The organism is Nonomuraea candida (genome assembly GCF_000725485.1).
Taxonomy (GTDB): domain Bacteria; phylum Actinomycetota; class Actinomycetes; order Streptosporangiales; family Streptosporangiaceae; genus Nonomuraea; species Nonomuraea candida.
In genome coordinates this window covers 136,602-155,780 of the sequence record NZ_JOAG01000036.1, presented here as the reverse complement: position 1 = coordinate 155,780, position 19,179 = coordinate 136,602, and the positions used below count along the sequence as shown (strand labels likewise).

The 19,179-nt window shown below is 73.5% G+C and carries 18 protein-coding genes; 8 read left to right on the top strand and 10 right to left on the bottom strand.

Going from position 1 to position 19,179, the window contains the following annotated elements; genetic code table 11:
* The first annotated feature begins 72 nt into the window (after positions 1–72).
* Positions 73–552: a MarR family winged helix-turn-helix transcriptional regulator gene (locus IO39_RS31040; protein WP_052423580.1), complete on the top strand. Its 480-nt coding sequence runs from the start codon at positions 73–75 to the stop codon at positions 550–552.
* Here the strand turns inward: IO39_RS31040 and IO39_RS31035 are convergent.
* From IO39_RS31035 to IO39_RS31005, 7 genes are read right to left on the bottom strand one after another with little or no spacing between them, the layout of a single operon-like run.
* Positions 522–1,421 carry an ABC transporter ATP-binding protein gene (locus IO39_RS31035; RefSeq protein ID WP_043630383.1) on the bottom strand — a complete coding sequence of 300 codons (900 nt, stop codon included), beginning with the start codon at positions 1,419–1,421 and terminating at the stop codon, positions 522–524. The two genes, IO39_RS31040 and IO39_RS31035, sit on opposite strands and share 31 nt — an antisense overlap.
* Positions 1,418–2,155, bottom strand: coding sequence for an ATP-binding cassette domain-containing protein (locus tag IO39_RS31030; RefSeq protein WP_043630381.1), 738 nt, complete (start codon positions 2,153–2,155; stop codon positions 1,418–1,420). Before IO39_RS31030 ends, IO39_RS31035 begins: the two co-directional genes overlap by 4 nt.
* On the bottom strand, positions 2,152–3,000 hold the full coding sequence (locus tag IO39_RS31025) for an ABC transporter permease (RefSeq protein WP_043630378.1): 849 nt from the start codon (positions 2,998–3,000) through the stop codon (positions 2,152–2,154). The genes IO39_RS31030 and IO39_RS31025 overlap by 4 nt, the downstream gene beginning before the upstream one ends.
* The gene (locus IO39_RS31020) at positions 2,997–4,013 is read right to left on the bottom strand and encodes an ABC transporter permease (RefSeq protein WP_043630376.1); all 1,017 of its coding nucleotides are present in this window, start codon (positions 4,011–4,013) and stop codon (positions 2,997–2,999) included. Before IO39_RS31020 ends, IO39_RS31025 begins: the two co-directional genes overlap by 4 nt.
* Before the next feature lie 2 nt (positions 4,014–4,015).
* On the bottom strand, positions 4,016–5,638 hold the full coding sequence (locus tag IO39_RS31015) for an ABC transporter substrate-binding protein (RefSeq protein ID WP_043630372.1): 1,623 nt from the start codon (positions 5,636–5,638) through the stop codon (positions 4,016–4,018).
* 25 nt (positions 5,639–5,663) lie between these two features.
* Positions 5,664–7,403, bottom strand: a complete 1,740-nt coding sequence (locus IO39_RS31010; protein ID WP_043630370.1) for a hydantoinase/oxoprolinase N-terminal domain-containing protein — start codon at positions 7,401–7,403, stop codon at positions 5,664–5,666.
* Positions 7,396–8,466 carry an S-methyl thiohydantoin desulfurase family protein gene (locus tag IO39_RS31005; RefSeq protein ID WP_043630366.1) on the bottom strand — a complete coding sequence of 357 codons (1,071 nt, stop codon included), beginning with the start codon at positions 8,464–8,466 and terminating at the stop codon, positions 7,396–7,398. The genes IO39_RS31010 and IO39_RS31005 overlap by 8 nt, the downstream gene beginning before the upstream one ends.
* A 97-nt stretch (positions 8,467–8,563) precedes the next feature.
* Between IO39_RS31005 and IO39_RS31000 the strand changes: the two genes are divergently transcribed.
* The 5 genes from IO39_RS31000 (at position 8,564) to IO39_RS30985 (ending at position 13,453) form a co-directional block, all read left to right on the top strand.
* Positions 8,564–8,998 (top strand): RpiB/LacA/LacB family sugar-phosphate isomerase, encoded by a 435-nt coding sequence (locus IO39_RS31000; protein ID WP_043630362.1) that lies wholly within the window; start codon positions 8,564–8,566, stop codon positions 8,996–8,998.
* 31 nt (positions 8,999–9,029) lie between these two features.
* Positions 9,030–9,302: an OsmC family protein gene (locus IO39_RS30995; protein WP_211267229.1), complete on the top strand. Its 273-nt coding sequence runs from the start codon at positions 9,030–9,032 to the stop codon at positions 9,300–9,302.
* Between the two features lie 96 nt (positions 9,303–9,398).
* Entirely contained in the window at positions 9,399–9,563 is a 165-nt protein-coding gene (locus tag IO39_RS55020) for a hypothetical protein (protein ID WP_157549106.1), read from the top strand.
* A 27-nt stretch (positions 9,564–9,590) separates the two neighbouring features.
* Positions 9,591–12,131, top strand: a complete 2,541-nt coding sequence (locus IO39_RS30990; RefSeq protein ID WP_043630360.1) for a Tex family protein — start codon at positions 9,591–9,593, stop codon at positions 12,129–12,131.
* 59 nt (positions 12,132–12,190) lie between these two features.
* On the top strand, positions 12,191–13,453 hold the full coding sequence (locus IO39_RS30985) for a hypothetical protein (RefSeq protein WP_043630358.1): 1,263 nt from the start codon (positions 12,191–12,193) through the stop codon (positions 13,451–13,453).
* Here IO39_RS30985 and IO39_RS30980 read toward each other — a convergent pair.
* From IO39_RS30980 to IO39_RS30970, 3 genes are all read right to left on the bottom strand, one after another.
* Positions 13,450–14,523 (bottom strand): spore photoproduct lyase family protein, encoded by a 1,074-nt coding sequence (locus IO39_RS30980; protein ID WP_043630354.1) that lies wholly within the window; start codon positions 14,521–14,523, stop codon positions 13,450–13,452. The genes IO39_RS30985 and IO39_RS30980 overlap by 4 nt on opposite strands.
* A 12-nt stretch (positions 14,524–14,535) precedes the next feature.
* Complete coding sequence (locus tag IO39_RS30975; protein ID WP_043630351.1) at positions 14,536–15,282, bottom strand: DNA-formamidopyrimidine glycosylase family protein; 747 nt, start codon at positions 15,280–15,282, stop codon at positions 14,536–14,538.
* Between the two features lie 89 nt (positions 15,283–15,371).
* Positions 15,372–16,118, bottom strand: a complete 747-nt coding sequence (locus tag IO39_RS30970) for a TetR/AcrR family transcriptional regulator (protein WP_052423578.1) — start codon at positions 16,116–16,118, stop codon at positions 15,372–15,374.
* A gap of 102 nt (positions 16,119–16,220) precedes the next feature.
* Between IO39_RS30970 and IO39_RS30965 the strand changes: the two genes are divergently transcribed.
* Positions 16,221–17,441, top strand: a complete 1,221-nt coding sequence (locus tag IO39_RS30965) for a saccharopine dehydrogenase family protein (protein ID WP_043630349.1) — start codon at positions 16,221–16,223, stop codon at positions 17,439–17,441.
* 76 nt (positions 17,442–17,517) lie between these two features.
* Positions 17,518–19,167, top strand: coding sequence for a dihydroxy-acid dehydratase (gene ilvD / locus IO39_RS30960; RefSeq protein ID WP_043630346.1), 1,650 nt, complete (start codon positions 17,518–17,520; stop codon positions 19,165–19,167).
* Positions 19,168–19,179: the final 12 nt, after the last annotated feature.

Below are 19,179 nucleotides of genomic sequence, written 5' to 3'. Positions count from 1 at the left end.
TCGGCTCCTTTAGATAACTTGGGTAAGTAACCGAGCATCGATAATACATACTTAAGTTAGGTAATCAAGCGGATGGACGAGAGTCTGCACCGAACGGTCGAGTCCTATCGGCGGCTCGCGACCTCACTCAACCGTGCCAAGACGCACGAGCGGCTGACCCAGGCCGCGGGCATCCGCCTGGACCGGCCGGACGTCCAGATCCTCGTCGACCTGCTGGACGCGGACGAGCCACGCAGGATCGGGAAGATCGCCGAGAGCCTTCAGGTGGAGAGCCCGCACGTGACCAGGCACGTGGCCGCGCTGGAGCGGCGCGGGCTGGTCGAGCGCGTCCGCGACCCCGACGACGGCCGGGCCTGGCGCATCGCGCTCACCGACGAGGGCAGCACGGCGGCGCTCGCCTGCCGCAGGGCCGCCGCGCAGTGGTTCGAGGCCGTGCTGGCCGACTGGCCGGAGCCGGAGCGGGCGGAGCTGGCCCGGCTTCTGGAGAAGCTCGCCGACGACATGTCCGGGTACCTGAAGACTCAGGCGGAGAGCACGTCCTCCGCCCGGTGACAGGCCACCCGGCGGCCTTCCATGCCTCCCGTGCCTCCCGCGCCTCCCAGGTCCCGCGGCGCGGGCGCCTGCTCGCACGCGGCCACGGCCAGCGGGCAGCGTAGCCTGAACGGGCAGCCGGTCGCCGCGGGGACCGCTTCCGTCCTGCCGCGCGCCTCGGGCGGGGCGCCGCCTAGCTTGGGCACGGCGTCTCGCAGCGCCCTGGTGTACGGGTGGGCCGGGTTCGCCAGGAGCCGCGCGGTGGGGCCCGACTCGACCACGCGGCCCGCGAAGAGCACGTGCGAGGTGCGGCACAGGCGCTCCACGACGGCCAGGTTGTGCGTGATGAGCAGGCGCTCGGTCTCCAGCGACGCCAGCAGGTCGAGGATCCTGGCCTGGACGGTGACGTCGAGCGCGCTGGTGGGCTCGTCGAGGATGAGCAGGCGGGGGCCGACGGCCAGGGCGCGGGCGATCACCACGCGCTGGCGCTGCCCGCCCGAGAGCTCGTGCGGGCGGCGGGCCGCCAGGGCGGGGTCGAGGCCGACCTGTTCGAGCAGCTCGCCGACGCGGGCCCGGGCGGCGCGCGGCAGCGCCTCGGCGATCGAGCGGCCGACGCGCATCCTGGGGTCGAGCGCCTCGGCCTGGAAGACGGGCTGCACGTCCCTGCGGAACGCCCTCAGGTTCGCCTTTTTCAGTGTTTGATCGCCGTAGTAAATATTTCCGGACATGGGGGTGAGGAGGCCCAGGAACGCGCGGGCCAGCGTCGTCTTGCCCGAGCCGCTCTCCCCGATCAGGCCCACGCCGCCCTCGGTGACGCCGAGGCTGACGTCGTGGACGACGGGGCGGCCCCCGTACCCGAGTGTCACCCTCTCGGCCCTCAGCAGGGTCACGGCAGCGCCTCCAGCAGCTCGCGGGTGTAGGGGTGGGCGGGCTCGGCCAGCACGGTGGCGGCGGGCCCCGACTCCACCACCGCGCCGTCCTTCATGACCAGCACCCGGTCCGCGATCGTGGAGACCAGGGCCAGGTCATGAGAGACCATCAGCAGTGCCAGGCCCCGCTCCCGGCGCAGCCGGCGCAGCACGCCGATCACCTCGGCCTGCACGGTCACGTCCAGCGCGCTGGTGGGCTCGTCGGCCAGGATCGCCTCCGCGCCCAGGGCGACGGCCAGCGCGATGGCGAAGCGCTGGGCCTGGCCGCCGGAGATCTCGTGGGGGTAGCGGCGCAGGATCTCCGGGTCGAGCAGGACCTCCGCCACGGCCCGCGCCATCGCCTGCTCCGAGCCGTCCCTGCCGTGCAGCCGCAGCGCGCGGCGCATCAGCACGCCGAGGCGGGTGGCGGGGCTGAGCGCGGCCTGGGGCGACTGCATCACCAGGGCCGCCCGCGCGCCCCGGATCTCGCGCAGCGCGCGCGGGGAGGCCGTGAGCACGTCCACGCCGCACACCCGTACGTGTCCTGAAATTTCGGCATCTGGGGTGAGGCCGAGGAGGGTGAGCAGCGTCGTGGACTTGCCCGAGCCGCTCTCCCCCACGATCGCCACGCACTCCCCCGCGCCCACGTCCAGCTCGGGCACGTCGGCGACGAGCCGCCCGCCGTAACGCACCTTCAGGTCGCGCACCTCGATCATCGCACCGCCCTTCGCGGGTCCAGCGCGTTGCGCAGCCCCTCGCCCAGCACGTTGAACGCGAACGCCGTCACCAGGATCGCCAGCCCCGGGAAGGTGACCACCCACCAGTTCGTGCTGAACAGCGTCTGCCCCTGCTGCACCATCAGCCCCCACTCCGCCACCGGCTCCTGCGCGCCCAGCCCCAGGTACGACAGTGCCGCCGAGGTCAGGATCACCCCGCCCACGTCCAGCGAGAGCTGCACCAGGACCGGCGTGAGCGAGTTGGGCAGCACGTGCCGCAGGATGATCAGCGGGGCCGGCACGCCCAGGCAGCGGGCGGCGTCCACGTAGGGGCGGGTGGCGACCGAGGCGGCCACGGAGGCGGCCAGCCGCGCGTACCAGGGCCACCAGGTGACCGCGATGGCCAGGATCACGGTGTTCACGCCGGGCTGCAGCACCACCGCCAGCGCCAGCGACAGCAGCAGCGCCGGAAAGGCCAGGAACACGTCCGTGACCCGCATGATGACGTCTCTGACCCGGCCGCCCGCGTAGCCGGCCACCACGCCGAGCGCGACCCCGGCCACCGCCGAGACGCCCAGCACGGCCCCGGCGATGAGCAGCGAGGTGCGCCCGCCGTACAGGATGCGGGTGAGCACGTCCCGGCCGACCTGGTCGGTGCCGAACCAGTGGGCACCACTGGGCGGCAGCAGCCGCTCCAGCGGGCGCGGCTCGTCCGGCGGGTACGGCGCCAGCCACGGCGCCAGCACCGCCGCCAGGACGACGGCCACGATGAGCACCGCCCCGAGCGCGGCGAACCCGTCGGGGAGCCGGGGCAGCCTGCGGCCCAGCGGCGTCACGTCCGTCATCGGGCCCTCGTCCTCGGGTCGACGAAGCCCTGGACGAGGTCCACGACCAGGTTGGCCAGCACGTACACCAGGGCCACCAGGAGCGTGACGCCCGCGATGGCCGGGGTGTCCAGGGAGCGGATCGAGTCGGCGGCGTAGCGGCCCAGGCCCGGCCAGTTGAAGACGGCCTCGACGAGGAAGCCGTTGACGATCGCGTACGCGAAGACCAGCGCGATCAGCGACAGGACCGGGTTCAGCGCGGGCCGCAGGGCGAACTTGGTCAGGATCGACGTCTCGCCGAACCCGAGCGCGCGCTCCAGCCTGGCGTGGTCCTGGCCCGACTCCTCGATGAGGGCGGCCCTGGTCATCTGGGCGATCACGCCCGTGGGGTAGGCGGCCACGACCAGGGCCGGCAGCACCAGGTGCCACAGCGTGCTGGTGAAGATGGGCCAGTTGCCGGTGATGAGGGCGTCGACGATGGTGATGTTGGTCCAGAGGGTGAGGGGACTGGTGGTGTCGAGGGAGGAGTCGTACTCACCGGCGACCGGGAACCAGCCGAGGTTGCCGGCGAAGACCGTCTGCATCGCCAGGGCCAGCCAGAAGACCGGCACGGAGACGGCCAGCACGCTGCCCAGGCGCACCCCGAGGTCCGGCAGGCGCCTGTTGTGGCGGGCGGCGAGCACGCCGAGCGAGATGCCCGCCGCGACCGCGACGGCCAGTGCCGCGCCGACCAGCTCCAGCGAGGCCGGGAAGGCGAGGTAGAGGTCGTCGCGCACCGGCCGGCGGGTGCGCAGGCTGATCCCCCAGTCGCCGGCGAGCAGGCCGCGCACGTAGTTCCACAGCTGCACGGGCAGCGGGTCGTCGAGCCCGAACCTGGCCCTGGCCGCGGCGAGCTGCTCGGGCGTCGCCTTCGGCCCGGCGAAGGCCACCGCCGGGTCGCCGGGCACCAGCCGCATGACCGCGAACGTGAGCACGACCACGCCGGCCACGACCAGGAGGGCCTGGCCGAGCCGGCGGGCCAGAAAGCGCGGCACGGTCAGCCGGCGCGCCGGAGGTCGTGGAAGAAGACGACGTTCGGATACGCCGGGTTCTCCACATACCCCTGCACGTCGGAGGTCAGCGCGCGCTGGTAGTTCTGCACGTACGGGACCGCGACCGCCGCCTGCTCCTCGATGATCTGCCGCTGGAGCCGCTCGAACTCGGCGTCGGCCGCGAGCTGGTCGGTGGCCGTCAGGGCGGGCAGCTTGTCGATGCCCGCGTCGATCTCGGCGTTCTTCAGGTAGGACAGGTTGAACTGCGCCTTGTCGGCGCTCTTGAACACGTTGAGGAACCAGGAGTAGGCGTCCGGATAGTCCGGATACCAGTACATGACGAAGATGTCCTGGCCCTTCTTCTTGCCCAGGTCCCACTGCGCGCCCCAGTTCATGGGCTTTGCCTGCAACGTGATGTTGAGCTGCTTGAGCGTCGAGCTGAGCAGCGTGACCAGCAGCTTCTGGTCCTCGTCGCCGATGCCGTAGGTCAGGCTGAGCTTGAGCTCGGGGTTGTCCGGGCCGTACCCCGCCGCCGCGAGCAGCTCCTGCGCCCTGGCCAGGTCCTGCTTCGGCTCCATGCCGGCGTTGTGGCCGAGCAGCCCCTTCGGCACCAGGCCGCTGGCCTTGACGCCCGCGCCCTCCATGGCCGCCAGCAGGCCGTCGTAGTCGATCGCGAGCTGCAGCGCCTGCCGCACCCTGACGTCCCTGGTGGGGCCCTGGGCGGTGTTGAACAGCACCAGCAGGTTCTGGAACGACGGCGACTGCACGGTCTGCACGCCCTCGGTGTCCGCCGCCTGCTTGATCAGCTGCGGGTTGAGCCGCCGCACGAAGTTCACCTCGCCCTGGCGCAGGAGCTGCCAGGCGGTGGTGATCTCGGGGGTGACGCGGAAGGCGACCTTCCTGTACTGCTCCGGCTTCCAGCCGCCCCAGTAGTCCTCGTACGCCTTGAGCGTCAGCTCGGTCTCCTTGCCCTTCTGCCAGGAGTCGATCGTGTACGGCCCGGTGCCGGCGGTCTTCTTCCCGCCGGGGTCCACGGCGTCCACGTCGTAGATCCAGGCGGCGTAGCCGGAGGAGGTGATCAGGTCGAGGGGGGCGGCGTACTTGAGCGTGAACTTCAGCGTGCCCGCGTCGACCGCGTCGATCCGGTCCACCGGGTCCCAGATGTAGGCCGCGCCGCCCTTCTTGGCGATCGTGCGCTCGATGGCCTTCTTGGCGGCCTCGGCGTCCAGGGTGGCGCCGGAGTGGAACCGCACGCCCTGCCGCAGCTTGAACGTCCACTCCTTGCCCTCGGCCGCCGACGTCCACTCGGTGGCGAGGAGCGGCTTCGCCTGCTGCTCCTCGGAGTCGTACCTGGTCAGGCCCTCGTAGATGTTCGACAGGGCGACGATCTCGTTGGAGTAGGACAGCGCCGGGTCCCAGTCGGTGATCACCTCGGAGCTCGGCGCGTAGACGAAGGTGGCGTCGTTGGCCTGCCCGGTGCTCTGCTCTGCCGGACTGCCGCTGCCCGCCCCGGCCGGGGGCTGGGGTGTGCCGCCGGCGCCGCGCACCTGGCCGCCCCCGCAGGCGGAGGCGGTCAGGGCCAGGAGACCGGCTACCCCGGCGACGAGCAGACGCTTGTGCCAGCGCATGGTGGGGGGATCCTTTCGATGTGTGTCACCGGGCGAGGGGTCCGGCGGCTTTGACGTGCACCCGCACGGCGGGCTCCGAGAGATAGCTGAGCGGCACTTCGAGGAGGTCCACGATCTCGACACCGGCGGGGTCGGCCCCCGCCGCCACGGCCCGGGCCCGCGCCTCCTCCTTGGCGCCCTCGATCGCCGCCGACCGGCCGTCGCCCGCAGGCAAGATCGTATCGACTCTGCCGCTCGCGAGCGCGATCGCGGCGCCCACGGCGTTGGCCACCTCGGCGTGCTCGGGGCGGATCACCTCGCCCGCGCCGGGGACGCGGCCGGGCAGCAGGAACGCGCCGCCCCCCACCGCCACCAGGGGCCGGCCGGTCCTGCCGAGGGACATCCGGTCCACGGCATCGATGATCATCTCGTCCGCCAGGGTAACCGCGCTTTCCAGAATGTCTGCCATTCTTTCCGACATGTCACCCGCCTCCCGGGAGGCGTCGAGCGTCTGGACGGCGGCGCGCAGCCGCTCGCGCCACCCCTCGGAGCCGGGCGGGACCCGGCCCGCCGCCACGGCGGCGTCCGTCATCGTGGCCGTCGCCCCGCCGAACACCAGCGCCTCGCGGCCGATCCGGTACCCGACCGAGTCGGGCCCGACCCGCACGCCGCGCCGGACGGGCCCGGCGTGGGCGGCGCGTGAGCCGGGCGTGCCGCGCAGCACGGTCCCGCCGCCCAGGGCGATGGCCAGGATGTCGGGCATGCGGAAGTTGGTGAGCACCCCGCCGATCTCGACCGCCGCCGCCGACTCCCGGGGGAAGCCGCCGGCCAGCACGCCGAGGTCGGTGGAGGTGCCGCCGACGTCCACCACGACCGCGTCCGCCACGCCGGACAGGTACGCCGCGCCGCGCAGCGAGTTGGCCGGGCCCGAGCCGATGGTGGAGACGGGCAGGCGGGCGGCGTGCTCCAGCGTCATGAGCGTGCCGTCGTTCTGCGCCAGGTACGGCCGCGCGCCGAGCCCCCGTTCCGCCAGGGCCGTGCGCAGGGCGCCGGTGACGTGGGCGGCGACGCCGTACAGGGCGGCGTTCAGCACGGTCGCGTTCTCGCGTTCGAGCAGGCCGAGCGAGCCGATCTCGTGGCTGACCGACACCGGCAGGCCGTACTCGGCCCTGACCAGCTCCGCGACCCGCCGCTCGTGCGCGTCGTCCGCCGGGCTGAACACGCCGGTCACGGCCACGGCGTCGGCGCGCACGCCGTCCAGGAAGCGGCGGACGGCGTCCAGGTCGAGCGGGGCGATCTCGCGGCCGTCCACGTAGTGGCCGCCGGGCACGATCGCCTCGCCCGCCGAGACGGCCTCGCGCAGGTCGCCGGGCCAGTCGGAGAGCGGCGGCACGGCGGTGGTGGCGGGCGCGCCGAGCCGCAGCACGGCCACCCGGCCCAGGCCGCGCCGCTCCAGGATCGCGTTGGTGGCGTGCGTGGTGCCCAGCATGACGCGCGTGACGTCCTCCCGCCCCGCCCGCCGCCCGTGCCCGCCCGCCCCGTGCCCGCCCGCCCCGTGCCCGCCCGCCGGGAGGCCGCTCGCCGTGGGGCCGCTCGCCGTGGGGTCGCCCGGCCGGGGGCCGCCTTCCAGGTCGGACAGCACCGCGTCGAGGGCGGCGCGCAGGCCGCCGGTCACCTCCGGGGTGGTCGGGCGCTTGGCCTTGGCGATCACCCGGCCTCCCGCGTCGAGCACGACCGCGTCGGTGTTCGTGCCGCCGACGTCGATCCCGATCCGCAGCTCAGCCATGCGCCGTCAGCTCCTCGACGGGTACGTAGTCCAGGTCGTATCCGAAGGCCCGCGGCCCGGCCGTCTCCAGCCCCTTGGGGGTGCGCCAGAGCGGGTCGCAGGGCCAGGCGAGCACCGTGACGCGCTGCCCGTACCGCAGGCTCTCGGTCTGGACGGCGGCGGCGGTCTCGGTGTCCACGACGGTGATGAGGTCGGGCACCATGGCGCGCGTCCGGCCGTCCTCGACGGCGACCAGGTTCTCGTTCTGCAGCTCCAGCGTGAGGCGGCGGCCGCGGTCCGCACCCGTGCCCTCGATCGTGGCGCTCCCGCGGACGAACCCGCCGGCCGTGCGCCGCTCCACGTCGGTCAGCTTGCCGGTGATCAGCCGGGCGGCGCCCAGGGCCTCCCGGAGCGCGCCGAGCGGGTCCGCCGTGCCCTCCGTGGCCCGGCCGATCTCCAGGGCCCGGGTGACCGTGCCCTCGATGACCGCCCCTCTGGCCTGCCCGGCGGTCAGCACGTAGTCGGACATCAGCGCGTGCGACCCGGCGGCCACGCAGACGGCCCGCGCGATGCGCTCGGACCAGAGCCCGTCGACCGGGCGGATGGTGACCACGTTGCCCGCGACGTCCGACATGATCACGAGGTCGGCCGCGAGCCCGGCCACGTACATCGAGATCATCTGCACCTCGGGGAAGGCCCGTCCCATGCCGTCGGCGTCGAGCAGCGGCACGCCGAGCTGGGCGGCCCAGGCGACGGGCGCGACCCCGTTGGCCCCGCCGATCTCGGCGGACATGAGGGCGGCCGGCGGGCGGCCGAAGATCCGTTCGACCTCCTCGGCGAGGCGTCTGGGCTCGTCCTCGCCGTGGATCATCTCGTGGCTGACGGTCGGGGCGCCGATGCCGGACATCGGCACGACCAGCGCGTCGTCCGGCAGGTCCGCCAGGTTGACCAGCGGCACCGGGCCGTGCCGCCGTACGGCCGCGATCGCCGCCAGCGACCCGGTGCGCACGCCGCCCCCGCCTCCGGTGCCCAGCACGGCGCATCCCCGGGCGAGAGCCGGAATATCGTTCTCGTCAATACTCATATGCCGCCACAACCAAGCACATACCGCCTCGTGGCGCCAGTCTCGCGGCCCCGTGCCGCCTCATACTGTGGAGCGAGGAGCCGACCGGGAGGGACACATGCGGATTTCGGTGGCCGCCGACAGCAAGGACGGCGTGGCGGAGCGGGTCGTGTCCGAGCTGCGCAGGCGGGGGCACGAGGTCGTCACGCACGGCGCGCTCAACGACGGCGAGCGCGACGACTGGGCGTGGGCGTGCGAGCTGGCCGCCAGAGACGTCAGCGAGGGCCGCGCGGAGCAGGCGGTCGTCTGCTGCTGGACCGGCACCGGCGCGTCGATCGCCGCGAACAAGGTGCCCGGCGTGCGCGCCGCCCTGTGCGTCGACGCCTACACCGCCGACGGCGCCCGCAAGTGGAACGACGCCAACGTGCTGGCGCTCAGCCTCCGCCTCACCTCCGACGTGGTCCTCGACGAGATCCTGGACGCCTGGCTGGAGGGGCGCCCGAGCAGCGACCCCGCCGACGTCGCGAACGTCGCCCACCTCGACGCCATCTGACCCGCGCCGCCATCCGACCCGCGCCGCCGCCGTGTTGACGAAGGGGCCGCCTGCTTCGCCTCCGCGCTGCGGTTCGTGGCCGCCGGCAAGCAGGTCGACGTCTCCGACGCGCGCCGTCACGGCCGAGGTCGGCCTGTCGCCCAACGGCAAGGGCGGCTTCCAGCTCGACGCCACGCTCCGGGTGGAGCTGCCCGACGGCATCGCGCCCGAGGTCGCGCGGGAGCTCGTCGAGGCCACCCACCAGGTGTGCCCGTACTCCAACGCCACCCGCGGCGACATCCCGGTCGAGCTGGTCGTCGAGTGACGGCGGGCACACCCGTACGGCGGGCACCCGAAAGCCTTCGGAACCGTCACGCCACGGGCAGGGAAATCGTCGGCCCCGCCCTTTAGGGTGCTGGGCATGACCGACGTGCTGCTCCGTGGCGGGCTCCCCCGGGGCCCCGGAGCGCCTGCCGACCTCATGGTCCGCGACGGCCGCATCGCCCAGGCCTCCCCGGCGGAGGCCGTGGTCGTTCACCCTGCGCGCACTCTGGTCATGAAGGACGGCGTCGTCCTGCACAATTGACCGGCGGGACCATCGAAAGGCAGGCAAGTGCTCTCTATTCACCAGCGGATCGCGGCAGAGCTCGGCGTACGCGACGGGCAGGTGCAGGCGGCCGTCGATCTGCTCGACGGCGGCGCGACCGTGCCGTTCATCGCGCGATACCGGAAAGAGGCCACCGGCGCCCTCGACGACGCGCAACTGCGCACGCTGGAGGAGCGGCTGCGCTACCTGCGCGAGCTGGAGGAGCGCAGGGCGGCGATCCTGGAGTCCATCGAGTCCCAGGGCAAGCTCGACGACGAGCTGCGCGAGCAGATCATGGCGGCCGAGACCAAGGCCAGGCTCGAGGACATCTACCTGCCCTACAAGCCCAAGCGGCGCACCAAGGCGCAGATCGCCCGCGAGCTGGGCCTGGAGCCGCTGGCCGACCAGCTCCTGGCCGATCCCACGCTCGACCCGGCGGCGACCGCCGAGGGCTTCGTGACCGAGGGCGTCGCCGACGCGGGCGCCGCCCTCGAAGGGGCCAGGGCGATCCTCATCGAGCGCTTCGCCGAGGACGCCGACCTCATCGGCGGCCTGCGCGAGCAGTTCTGGAGCCGCGGCCGGCTCGTGTCGAAGGTGCGCGAGGGCAAGGAGGAGGCGGGGGCCAAGTTCTCCGACTACTTCGAGTTCGGCGAGCCGTTCACGAAGCTGCCCTCCCACCGCATCCTGGCGATGTTCCGGGGGGAGAAGGAGGAGATCCTCTCCGTCACCCTGGAGCCCGACGACAGCCCCGACTACGAGATGCGCGTCGCGGCCCGGTTCGGCATCTCCGACCAGGGCCGCCCGGCCGACAAGTGGCTCACCGAGACCGTGCGCTGGGCCTGGCGCACCCGCATCCTCGTGCACCTGGGCATCGACCTGCGCATGCGGCTGTGGCAGGCGGCCGAGGACGAGGCGGTGCGGGTGTTCGCCGCCAACCTGCGCGACCTGCTGCTGGCCGCCCCGGCCGGCGCGCGGCCGACGATGGGCCTCGACCCGGGCCTGCGCACGGGCGTCAAGGTCGCCGTGGTCGACGCCACGGGCAAGGTCGTCGACACCGCCACCATCTACCCCCACGAGCCCAAGCGGCAGTGGGACCAGTCGCTGGCGGTGCTGGGCGCGCTCGCGCAGCGGCACGGCGTCGAGCTGATCGCCATCGGCAACGGCACGGCCTCGCGCGAGACCGACAAGCTGGCCGGCGAGCTGGTCCAGCACATGCCGGGGCTGACCAAGATCGTGGTCTCGGAGGCCGGCGCCTCGGTCTACTCCGCCTCCCCCTACGCCTCGCAGGAGCTGCCCGAGCTCGACGTGTCGCTGCGCGGCGCGGTCTCCATCGCCCGGCGGCTCCAGGACCCGCTGGCCGAGCTGGTCAAGATCGACCCCAAGTCGATCGGCGTCGGCCAATACCAGCACGACCTGGCCGAGTCCAAGCTCTCCCGCTCGCTCGACGCGGTGGTCGAAGACTGCGTCAACGCCGTCGGGGTCGACGTCAACACCGCCTCGGCGCCGCTGCTCACCCGCGTGTCGGGCATCGGCTCCACGCTGGCCGAGAGCATCGTCCGTCACCGCGACGCCAACGGCCCCTTCCGGACGCGCGCCGCGCTCAAGAGCGTGCCCCGGCTCGGGCCCAAGGCGTTCGAGCAGTGCGCGGGCTTCCTGCGCATCCGCGGCGGCGACGACCCGCTCGACATGTCGAGCGTGCACCCGGAGGCCTACCCGGTGGTGCGGCGCATCCTCACCTCCGCCAAGGCCGACCTGAAGTCCCTGATCGGCAACACGGCGGCGCTGCGCGCGCTCAGGCCCGACGACTTCACCGACGACACGTTCGGCCTGCCGACCGTCACCGACATCCTGCGCGAGCTGGAGAAGCCCGGCCGCGACCCGCGTCCCGCCTTCAAGACCGCCACCTTCAAGGAGGGCGTGGAGAAGATCTCCGACCTGGCCGACGGGATGATCCTGGAGGGCGTGGTCACCAACGTGGCGGCGTTCGGCGCGTTCGTCGACGTCGGCGTGCACCAGGACGGCCTGGTGCACGTCTCGGCCATGTCCCGCACGTTCGTGGCGGACCCGCGCGACGTGGTCAAGCCCGGTGACATCGTCCGGGTCAAGGTCCTCAGCGTCGACATCCCGCGCAAGCGCATCTCGCTGACCCTGCGGCTGGACGACGAGACGACGCCGCAGCAGGGCGGCGAGGGCCCCCGCAAGGGCTCCGGCCGCCAGGGCGGCCCCCGTAGCGACGGCGCCCGCGGCGGCCGCGGCAACGGTGGCCGGGGCGACGGCGCCCGCGGTGAGGGCGGCCGTGGCGAGGGCGGCCGTGGTGAGGGCGGCCGGGGTGAGGGCGGCCGGGGTGAGGGCGGCCGGGGTGAGGGCGGCCGGGGTGAGGGCGGCCGGGGTGACGGCGGGCGTGGCAACGGTGCTCGCGGCGACGGGCAGCGCGGCAACGGCGGCGCGGGCCAGCGCGGGCGCGGCGACGGCCAGCGCGGCGGCCAGCGCCGCCAGGACCGGCCCGCCCCGTCGGGCGCGATGGCCGAGGCCCTGAGAAAGGCGGGCCTGGGCGGCGACAACCGCTAGGAGACCTCCGGGGGCCGGTGCTCCTGAGAGCGGAACCGCGGTGACGATACGGTTCAAGGGTGAGCACGACTGCGTTCGACACGGCGATCACCCAGGCCCGCGACCTGCTCAGATGGCGCTCTCCGCTGCGGACGGAGCTGTGGGCGGGCCGGCTCGCGGCCGGGCTTGAGGCGTCCGGGCAGGTGGAGGCGTTCCTGCGGCGGGCGGCGGAGGACGGCGGCCAGGAGGCGCGCCTCGCCCTCGCCGCCCTGGCGGCGCTCCACCGCCCCGCCACCCCCGCCCCGCCGGCCGCGAGCCCGGCCGGCAGCGCCCCGCCCGAAACCGGACCGACCGCCACCGACGGCCCGAAGGGCGGCCTGTCAGATGCCGCCCCGGCGGAGGGGAGCGGGCCAGAGGGCAACGGCCTGGAAGGCGGCGAGCCGGAGGACAGCGGCCCGGAGGGTGGCGGGCCGTATGCCGCCGCCGGGGCCGGGGTGGTCGAGAGCCTGCCCGGGTGGGTGCGGCGCATGGGCCGGGTGGGCTGCGACGCCGCCTGGTACGGCAAGGCCGACCCCTACGGCGAGCAGGTCCTGGCGGTCCTGTCCTTCCGCTACGACAACGGCAAGGAGCCGCACGTCCTCGTCGTCGGCATCGACCAGCCCAGTGGCGGCCTGGCCGTGGACGCGCTGGTCGAGGAGGAGAAGTTCCTCAACGGGCTGGACCTGCGCCCGGCACGCCCCGAGACCGTGGCGGCACGCGTCCTGGACGCCTTCGAGCTGACCGATCGCGTCATGGGGGCCCAGGTGGCCGACACGCTGCCGGCCGTGCGCCCGCTCGCGATCACCCGCGCCCGCACCGTGCTCGACCACGCCCTCACGTCACCCGCCCATACCCCCGCCCCCGACCACGGCCCCGGCCGGGCGGAGGTGACCGGCCAGGCGGAGGAGGCCGGCCGGACACAGGCGGCCGACCGGGCGGAGGCTGATGGGTTCGAGGGAGATCTGCCCGATCTGCCGGGTGCGCGGGAGGCGTTCGGGAAGCTGATGGAGTTCGTCGGCGACCGGCCGCTGTGGTGGAGCCCCGACCGGGCCGCGCAGTTCCTGACCCAGTGGCTTCCCAGGGAGGCGATCCTCTCCGACGAGGCGATCGCGGCGATGCCGGAGGTCGTCCGCGCCTGGACCCGCCACCAGGGCGGCCACGCCGCCGTGGTGCGCCGGGTCGACGAGGAGGCCCCCCGCCTGCCCGCCCTCATGGCCGACGACTCCCTGGCCTCCCTCAACAAGCGGCTCAGCAGGCAACTCGGCGAGCGACCGGCTCAGGAACGGCCGGCTCAGGAGCGCTAGAACGCGTACCGGATCCGGCAGTACGGCAGCCGCTTCCCGATCAGCCCGGTGAGCGCCGCCACGTAACGCCCCTTGTGCCCGTTGCGGTAGCGGACGTTCCAGCCGCCCGTCTCCGACCGCTTGGCCTGCTGCAGCTCGGGCCGCCACAGCACCTCTTCCGCCTTCGGATGCCATCCCAGGTTGACCTGGTGCAGCCGGTCGTTGTGGGTCAGGAAGATCACCTCGGCGGCGAGCTGCGCGCGGGCCTCGGCGCTCAGCGCGTCGTCGAGCCGGCCGAGCAGCTCGGCCCAGTCGGCCAGCCACCCGTCGCGTACGACGACGGGGCTGAAGTTGACGTGCACCTCGTATCCGGCGGCCACGAAGTCGTTGATGGCCTCGATCCGATCGGCGATCGGCGAGGTGCGGATGTCGAGCAGCTTGGAGTCGGCCGCCGGCATGAGGCTGAAGCGCACCCGCGTGCCTCCGCGCGGCTCCCAGCCGAGCAGGTCACGGTTGACGTGCTTGGTGGCGAAGCTGGCCTTGGCGTTGGGCAGGCGGCCGAACAGCTCGACCAGGTCGCGCACGTTGCCGGAGACCGTGGCGTCGAGCGAGCAGTCGGAGTTTTCCCCGATGTCGTAGACCCAGGCGTGCGGGTCGATCTGGTCGGGCCGCGGCTTCACGCCCTGCCGGGCCGCGTGGCGCTCGACGTAGCCGAGGATCTGGTCGATGTTGGCGAAGACCGTGATCGGGTTGCTGTAGCCCTTGCGGCGCGGCACGTAGCAGTAGGCGCAGGCCATCGCGCAGCCGTTGGCGGTGGAGGGTGCGATGAAGTCGGCCGAGCGGCCGTTGGGGCGCGCGGTCAGCGACTTCTTGACCCCGAGGACGAGGGCCTCGGTCTTGATGCGCACCCAGCGGGCGACGTTGGCCTCGTCGCCGTAGAGCTCGGGGATGCGGTGGTGGCTCTCGACCTCGACCAGCTCGGCGCCGGGGAAACGGGCGAGGATCTCCCGCCCGCGCGGCAGCTGCGCGGCGGCGGGCTCGACGTAGATGCGGCGGATGTCCAGCAGCGGGTCACGGTTCGTGGTGGCCATGTCACGTCCAGGCTACCCGGGCTGGTCACGTGGGCAGGCGTACGCGGTCCTGGAGGCGAGCTGCCAGCTCGCCACGGCGGCGCCACAGCGGCGGCAGCGCTCCCGCTTGTAGACCCAGCGCTCGTCGGGGGCGGCCGGGTCGCTGACCACCTGCCCGGCGTCGCGCCCCAGCGCCATGTACGACCCCGCCGCCGCCCACAACCGCCCGGCGGCGCCGGCGTCCAGGTCGCGGGCGCCGGGGTGCAGGCCGGTGAGGAAGAGAAGTTCGGCGCGCCAGGCGTTGCCGATGCCCGCCCACACCCGCTGGTCGAGCACGGCCGCGCCCACGGGCCCCCGGAACGCGGTCAGCCGCCGCACCGCCTCCTCCTCCGACGCGTCGGCACGCAGCGGGTCGGGCCCCAGCCAGGCGCGCAGCGCCTCGACGCCCTGGTCGTCGAGCGGTTCGCAGCGGGAGGGGGCGATGAGGTCGTACGCCACCTCGTCCGTGGCCAGCCGCAGCCGGGTGCCGCCGCGGGGCGGCGTGGCCGGGTCGCCGTACCGCAGGAAGAGGCCACGCATGCCCAGGTGCACGTGGACGGCGGGGGCGTCGTCGAAGTGGTAGAGCAGGTGCTTGCCCACCGCCTCGATCGCGCGCAGCGCCCGCCCGTCGTAGGGCCGGGCGTCGAAGCGCCCCTGCGGCCCCGAGGCGCGCACGACGTGTCCGGCCAGGTCCGCGTGCTGCTCGCGGGCGTGGCGGTGGATCAGATGTCCTTCCGGCATGCTCCGGGGCCTACCCCGTCACCCACCCGGACGCGCCGGAAGTTCCGGCCCGTCACCGCGCGAATCGCCCGGCCGGAACTCCCGGCCCTTCAGCGGGCCGGATCGTCCCGGCCGGTGGTCCCGCTGCGTTCCGCGTGCGCCGCCGCGAGGCGGGCCGCCGCGCTGGACAGCAGCATGTCGAGCGCGGCCGGGTAGGCGCTGTCGTTCATGCGGGCGACCAGCAGCGGCGCGGTGGCGGCGATGTGGGGATGGGTGCTGGCCGGCAGCCGCGCGTACGTGTCGCGCCAGACCTCCTCGTCGGCCTCCCGCGCCGCCTTCGGCAGGGCCAGCGTGGCGGCGTCGAGGATGGCGAAGGCCAGGCTCTGGTCGATGAAGGCGTGGTAGATCCGCACCGCCTCCGCGTCGTCGAACCCGGCCCCGCGCAGCACGCCGAGGATCATCTCGTCGCTGGCCACCTCGTTGGGCCGGCCGGTGACCCGGCTGGCGGTGAGCACGGCGGCCTGCGGGTGCGCCAGGTAGGCGTGGTGGATGCGCAGGCCCAGCTCGCGCAGGTCGGCCCGCCAGTCGCCGGTGGGCGTGAAGGAGGCCATGGCGTGGCCGAACAGCTCGTCGGCGATGGCCAGGATCAGGTCGTCCATGCCCCGGAAGTACCGGTAGACGGTGCTGGCGTCCGCGCCGAGCGCGAGGCCGAGGCGGCGGGCGGTGAGCCCGGCGGCGCCGTGCTCGCGCAACATCCGCAGCGCGGTCTCCACGATGTGCGCGTGCGTGAGCACCTGTCCCTGTTTGGTGGGACGCCGCCGGCGCCGCGCCGCCTCGGGCACCACCCGCTTGGCCATCGAACCCGCCCTCCTTATGCCAACGCCATTGACGTTGATGAGCCTACGGGCGTTGGATGAACGACACACCCCCCAAAAGCTGTAAAAAGGGGATTTATCGTCATGCGTATCCTTCTAGTGGGAGCAGGCGGTGTGGGAACCGCCATCACCCGGATCGCCGCACGCCGCCCGTTCTTCGACCACATGGTGGTCGCCGACTACGACCTCCCCCGCGCCAAGGCGGCCGTCGCCGCCCTCGGCGAGCGGGCCGGCCGCTTCACCCCGGCCAGGATCGACGCCGCCGACACGGACGCCGTCGCCGCGCTGCTGGCCGAGCACCGCTGCGACGTGCTGCTCAACGCCACCGACCCGCGTTTCGTGCTGCCGCTGTTCGACGCCGCGCTGCGCTCGGACGTCGACTACCTCGACATGGCCCTGTCGATGTCCAAGCCGCACCCCGACCGCCCGTACGAGGAGGTCGGGGTCAAGCTCGGCGACGAGCAGTTCGCCCGGGCCGGCGCCTGGGCCGCGAAGGGCCGGCTGGCGCTGGTCGGCATGGGCGTCGAGCCCGGCCTGGCCGACGTCTTCGCCCGGTACGCCGCCGACGAGCTCTTCGACGAGATCGAGGAGATCGGCATCAGGGACGGCGCGAACCTCACCGTGGACGGCTACGACTTCGCCCCCTCCTTCTCCATCTGGACCACGATCGAGGAGTGCCTCAACCCGCCGCTCATCTACGAGAAGGAGCGCGGCTGGTACACCACCGAGCCGTTCAGCGAGCCCGAGATCTTCGACTTCCCCGACGGGATCGGCCCCGTGGAGTGCGTGAACGTCGAGCACGAGGAGGTCGTCCTGGTGCCCCGGTGGATCCCGGCGCAGCGGGTGACGTTCAAGTACGGCCTCGGCGAGGAGTTCATCGGCACCCTCAAGACCCTGCACGCGCTCGGCGTGGACCGCACCGAGCCGGTCGCGGTCAGGACCGACAACGGCACCGCCCGCGTGTCGCCGCGCGACGTGGTCGCCGCCGTGCTGCCCGACCCGGCCGAGCTGGGCGACCGCATGCGCGGCAAGACCTGCGCGGGCACCTGGGTGAAGGGCGTCAAGGACGGCCGCCCGCGCGAGGTCTACCTCTACCACGTGGTGGACAACCAGTGGTCGATGCGCGAGTACGGCTCCCAGGCCGTCGTCTGGCAGACCGCGGTCAACCCGGTGATCGCCCTGGAGCTGCTGGCCGGCGGGGTCTGGAAGGGCGCGGGCGTGCTGGGCCCCGAGGCGTTCGAGCCCCGGCCGTTCCTGGACCTCCTGGTCGAGTACGGCTCGCCGTGGGGCCTGCGCGAGCAGTGAGGGGGGCCGGGGATCACCGGCTGAAGCGGGCACAGGATCATTAGGATGCCGAAAACCGTACATCGGAGGATTCCTCTTGAGCATCGCCGACGACCCCGACCGCGCACCGGCCCGCTCCCACCTGTACGCCATGGGCATGTCGGAGGAGGAGATGCGCCGGCCCGTGGTCGGCATCGCCTCGACCTGGACCGGCACCATGCCCTGCAACCTGACCCACCGCGAGCTGGCCGCCCGGGTGGCCGAGGGGGTGCGGGCGGCCGGCGGGCTGCCGATGGAGTTCAACACCATCGCGGTCTCCGACAACCTCACCATGCACACGCCCGGCATGCGCACCTCGCTGATCAGCCGGGAGGTCATCGCCGACTCGATCGAGCTGATGGGCCGGGCGCACGGCTTCGACGCGCTGGTGGCGATCGTGGGCTGCGACAAGACCGTGCCGGCCGCGATCATGGCGCTGGCCCGGCTGGACGTGCCGTCGGTGGTCCTCTACAGCGGCAGCATGATGCCCGGCCGCTGGCGCGGGCGCGACGTCACGATCCAGGACATGTGGGAGGCGCTCGGCGAGCGCGAGGTCGGCCGGATGGACCAGGCCGACCTCGACGACCTGGCCCGGCACGCCTGCCCGGGCGCGGGCACCTGCGCCGCCCAGTACACCGCCAACACCATGGGCACCGTCGCCGAGTTCCTCGGCCTGGCGCCGTTCGGCGTCGGCGACATCCCGGCGGTGGCCGCGGAGAAGGACGCCGCGGCGCGGCGGGTCGGGGAGATCGCCATGGAGGCGCTGGCCCGCGACGCCCGCCCCTCGCGCGTGCTCACCGAGGACGCCCTGCACAACGCGATCGTGTCAGTGGCGGCCATGGGCGGCTCCACCAACGCCGTCCTGCACCTGCTGGCCATCGCGCGGGAGGCCGGGCTGCCGCTGGAGATCGACCGGATCGGCGAGGTGTGCCGGCAGGTCCCGATCATCACCGGGCTCAAGCCGAGCGGCGGCGACGCCACGGCCCTGGACCTGTGGCGGGCCGGCGGCACCTCGCTGGTGGTGCGCCGCCTGCTGGAGGCGGGGCTGCTGCGCGAGAACGCCACCCTGGTGGACGGCCGCTCGCTGGCCGAGGTGGCGGCGCAGGCGCGGGAGACGCCGGGCCAGCAGGTCGTGGCGACGGCGGACAAGCCGTTCAAGCGGCGCGGCGCGCTGGCCATCCTGCGCGGCTCGCTCGCGCCGGACGGCTGCGTGCTCAAGCTGGGCGGCAAGGACGACTTCCGCCACGAGGGCCCCGCGAAGGTCTTCGACTCCGAGGCCGACTGCTACGTCGCCATCCAGCAGGGCCGCATCGTGGCCGGCGACGTCATCGTGGTCCGGTACGAAGGCCCCGCCGGCGGCCCCGGCATGCGCGAGATGCTCTCGATCACCGGCCCCCTGGTCGGCCGGGGCCTGGGCACCTCGGTGGCGCTGGTCACCGACGGCCGGTTCAGCGGGGTCTCGCACGGGCTGGTGATCGGGCACGTGGCGCCGGAGGCGTACCACGGCGGGCCGATCGCGCTGGTGCGCGACGGCGACCAGGTGGTGATCGACAGCGCGGCCGGCACCCTCGACCTGCTGGTGCCGGAGGAGGAGCTGGCCGCGCGCCGGGCCGCGTGGCGGCGGCCGGAGCGGGCGGTCGAGCGGGGGGTGCTGACCAAGTACGTGGCCACGGTCGGCTCCGCCTCCGACGGCGCGGTCACCGCCTGACGGCCGGGACCG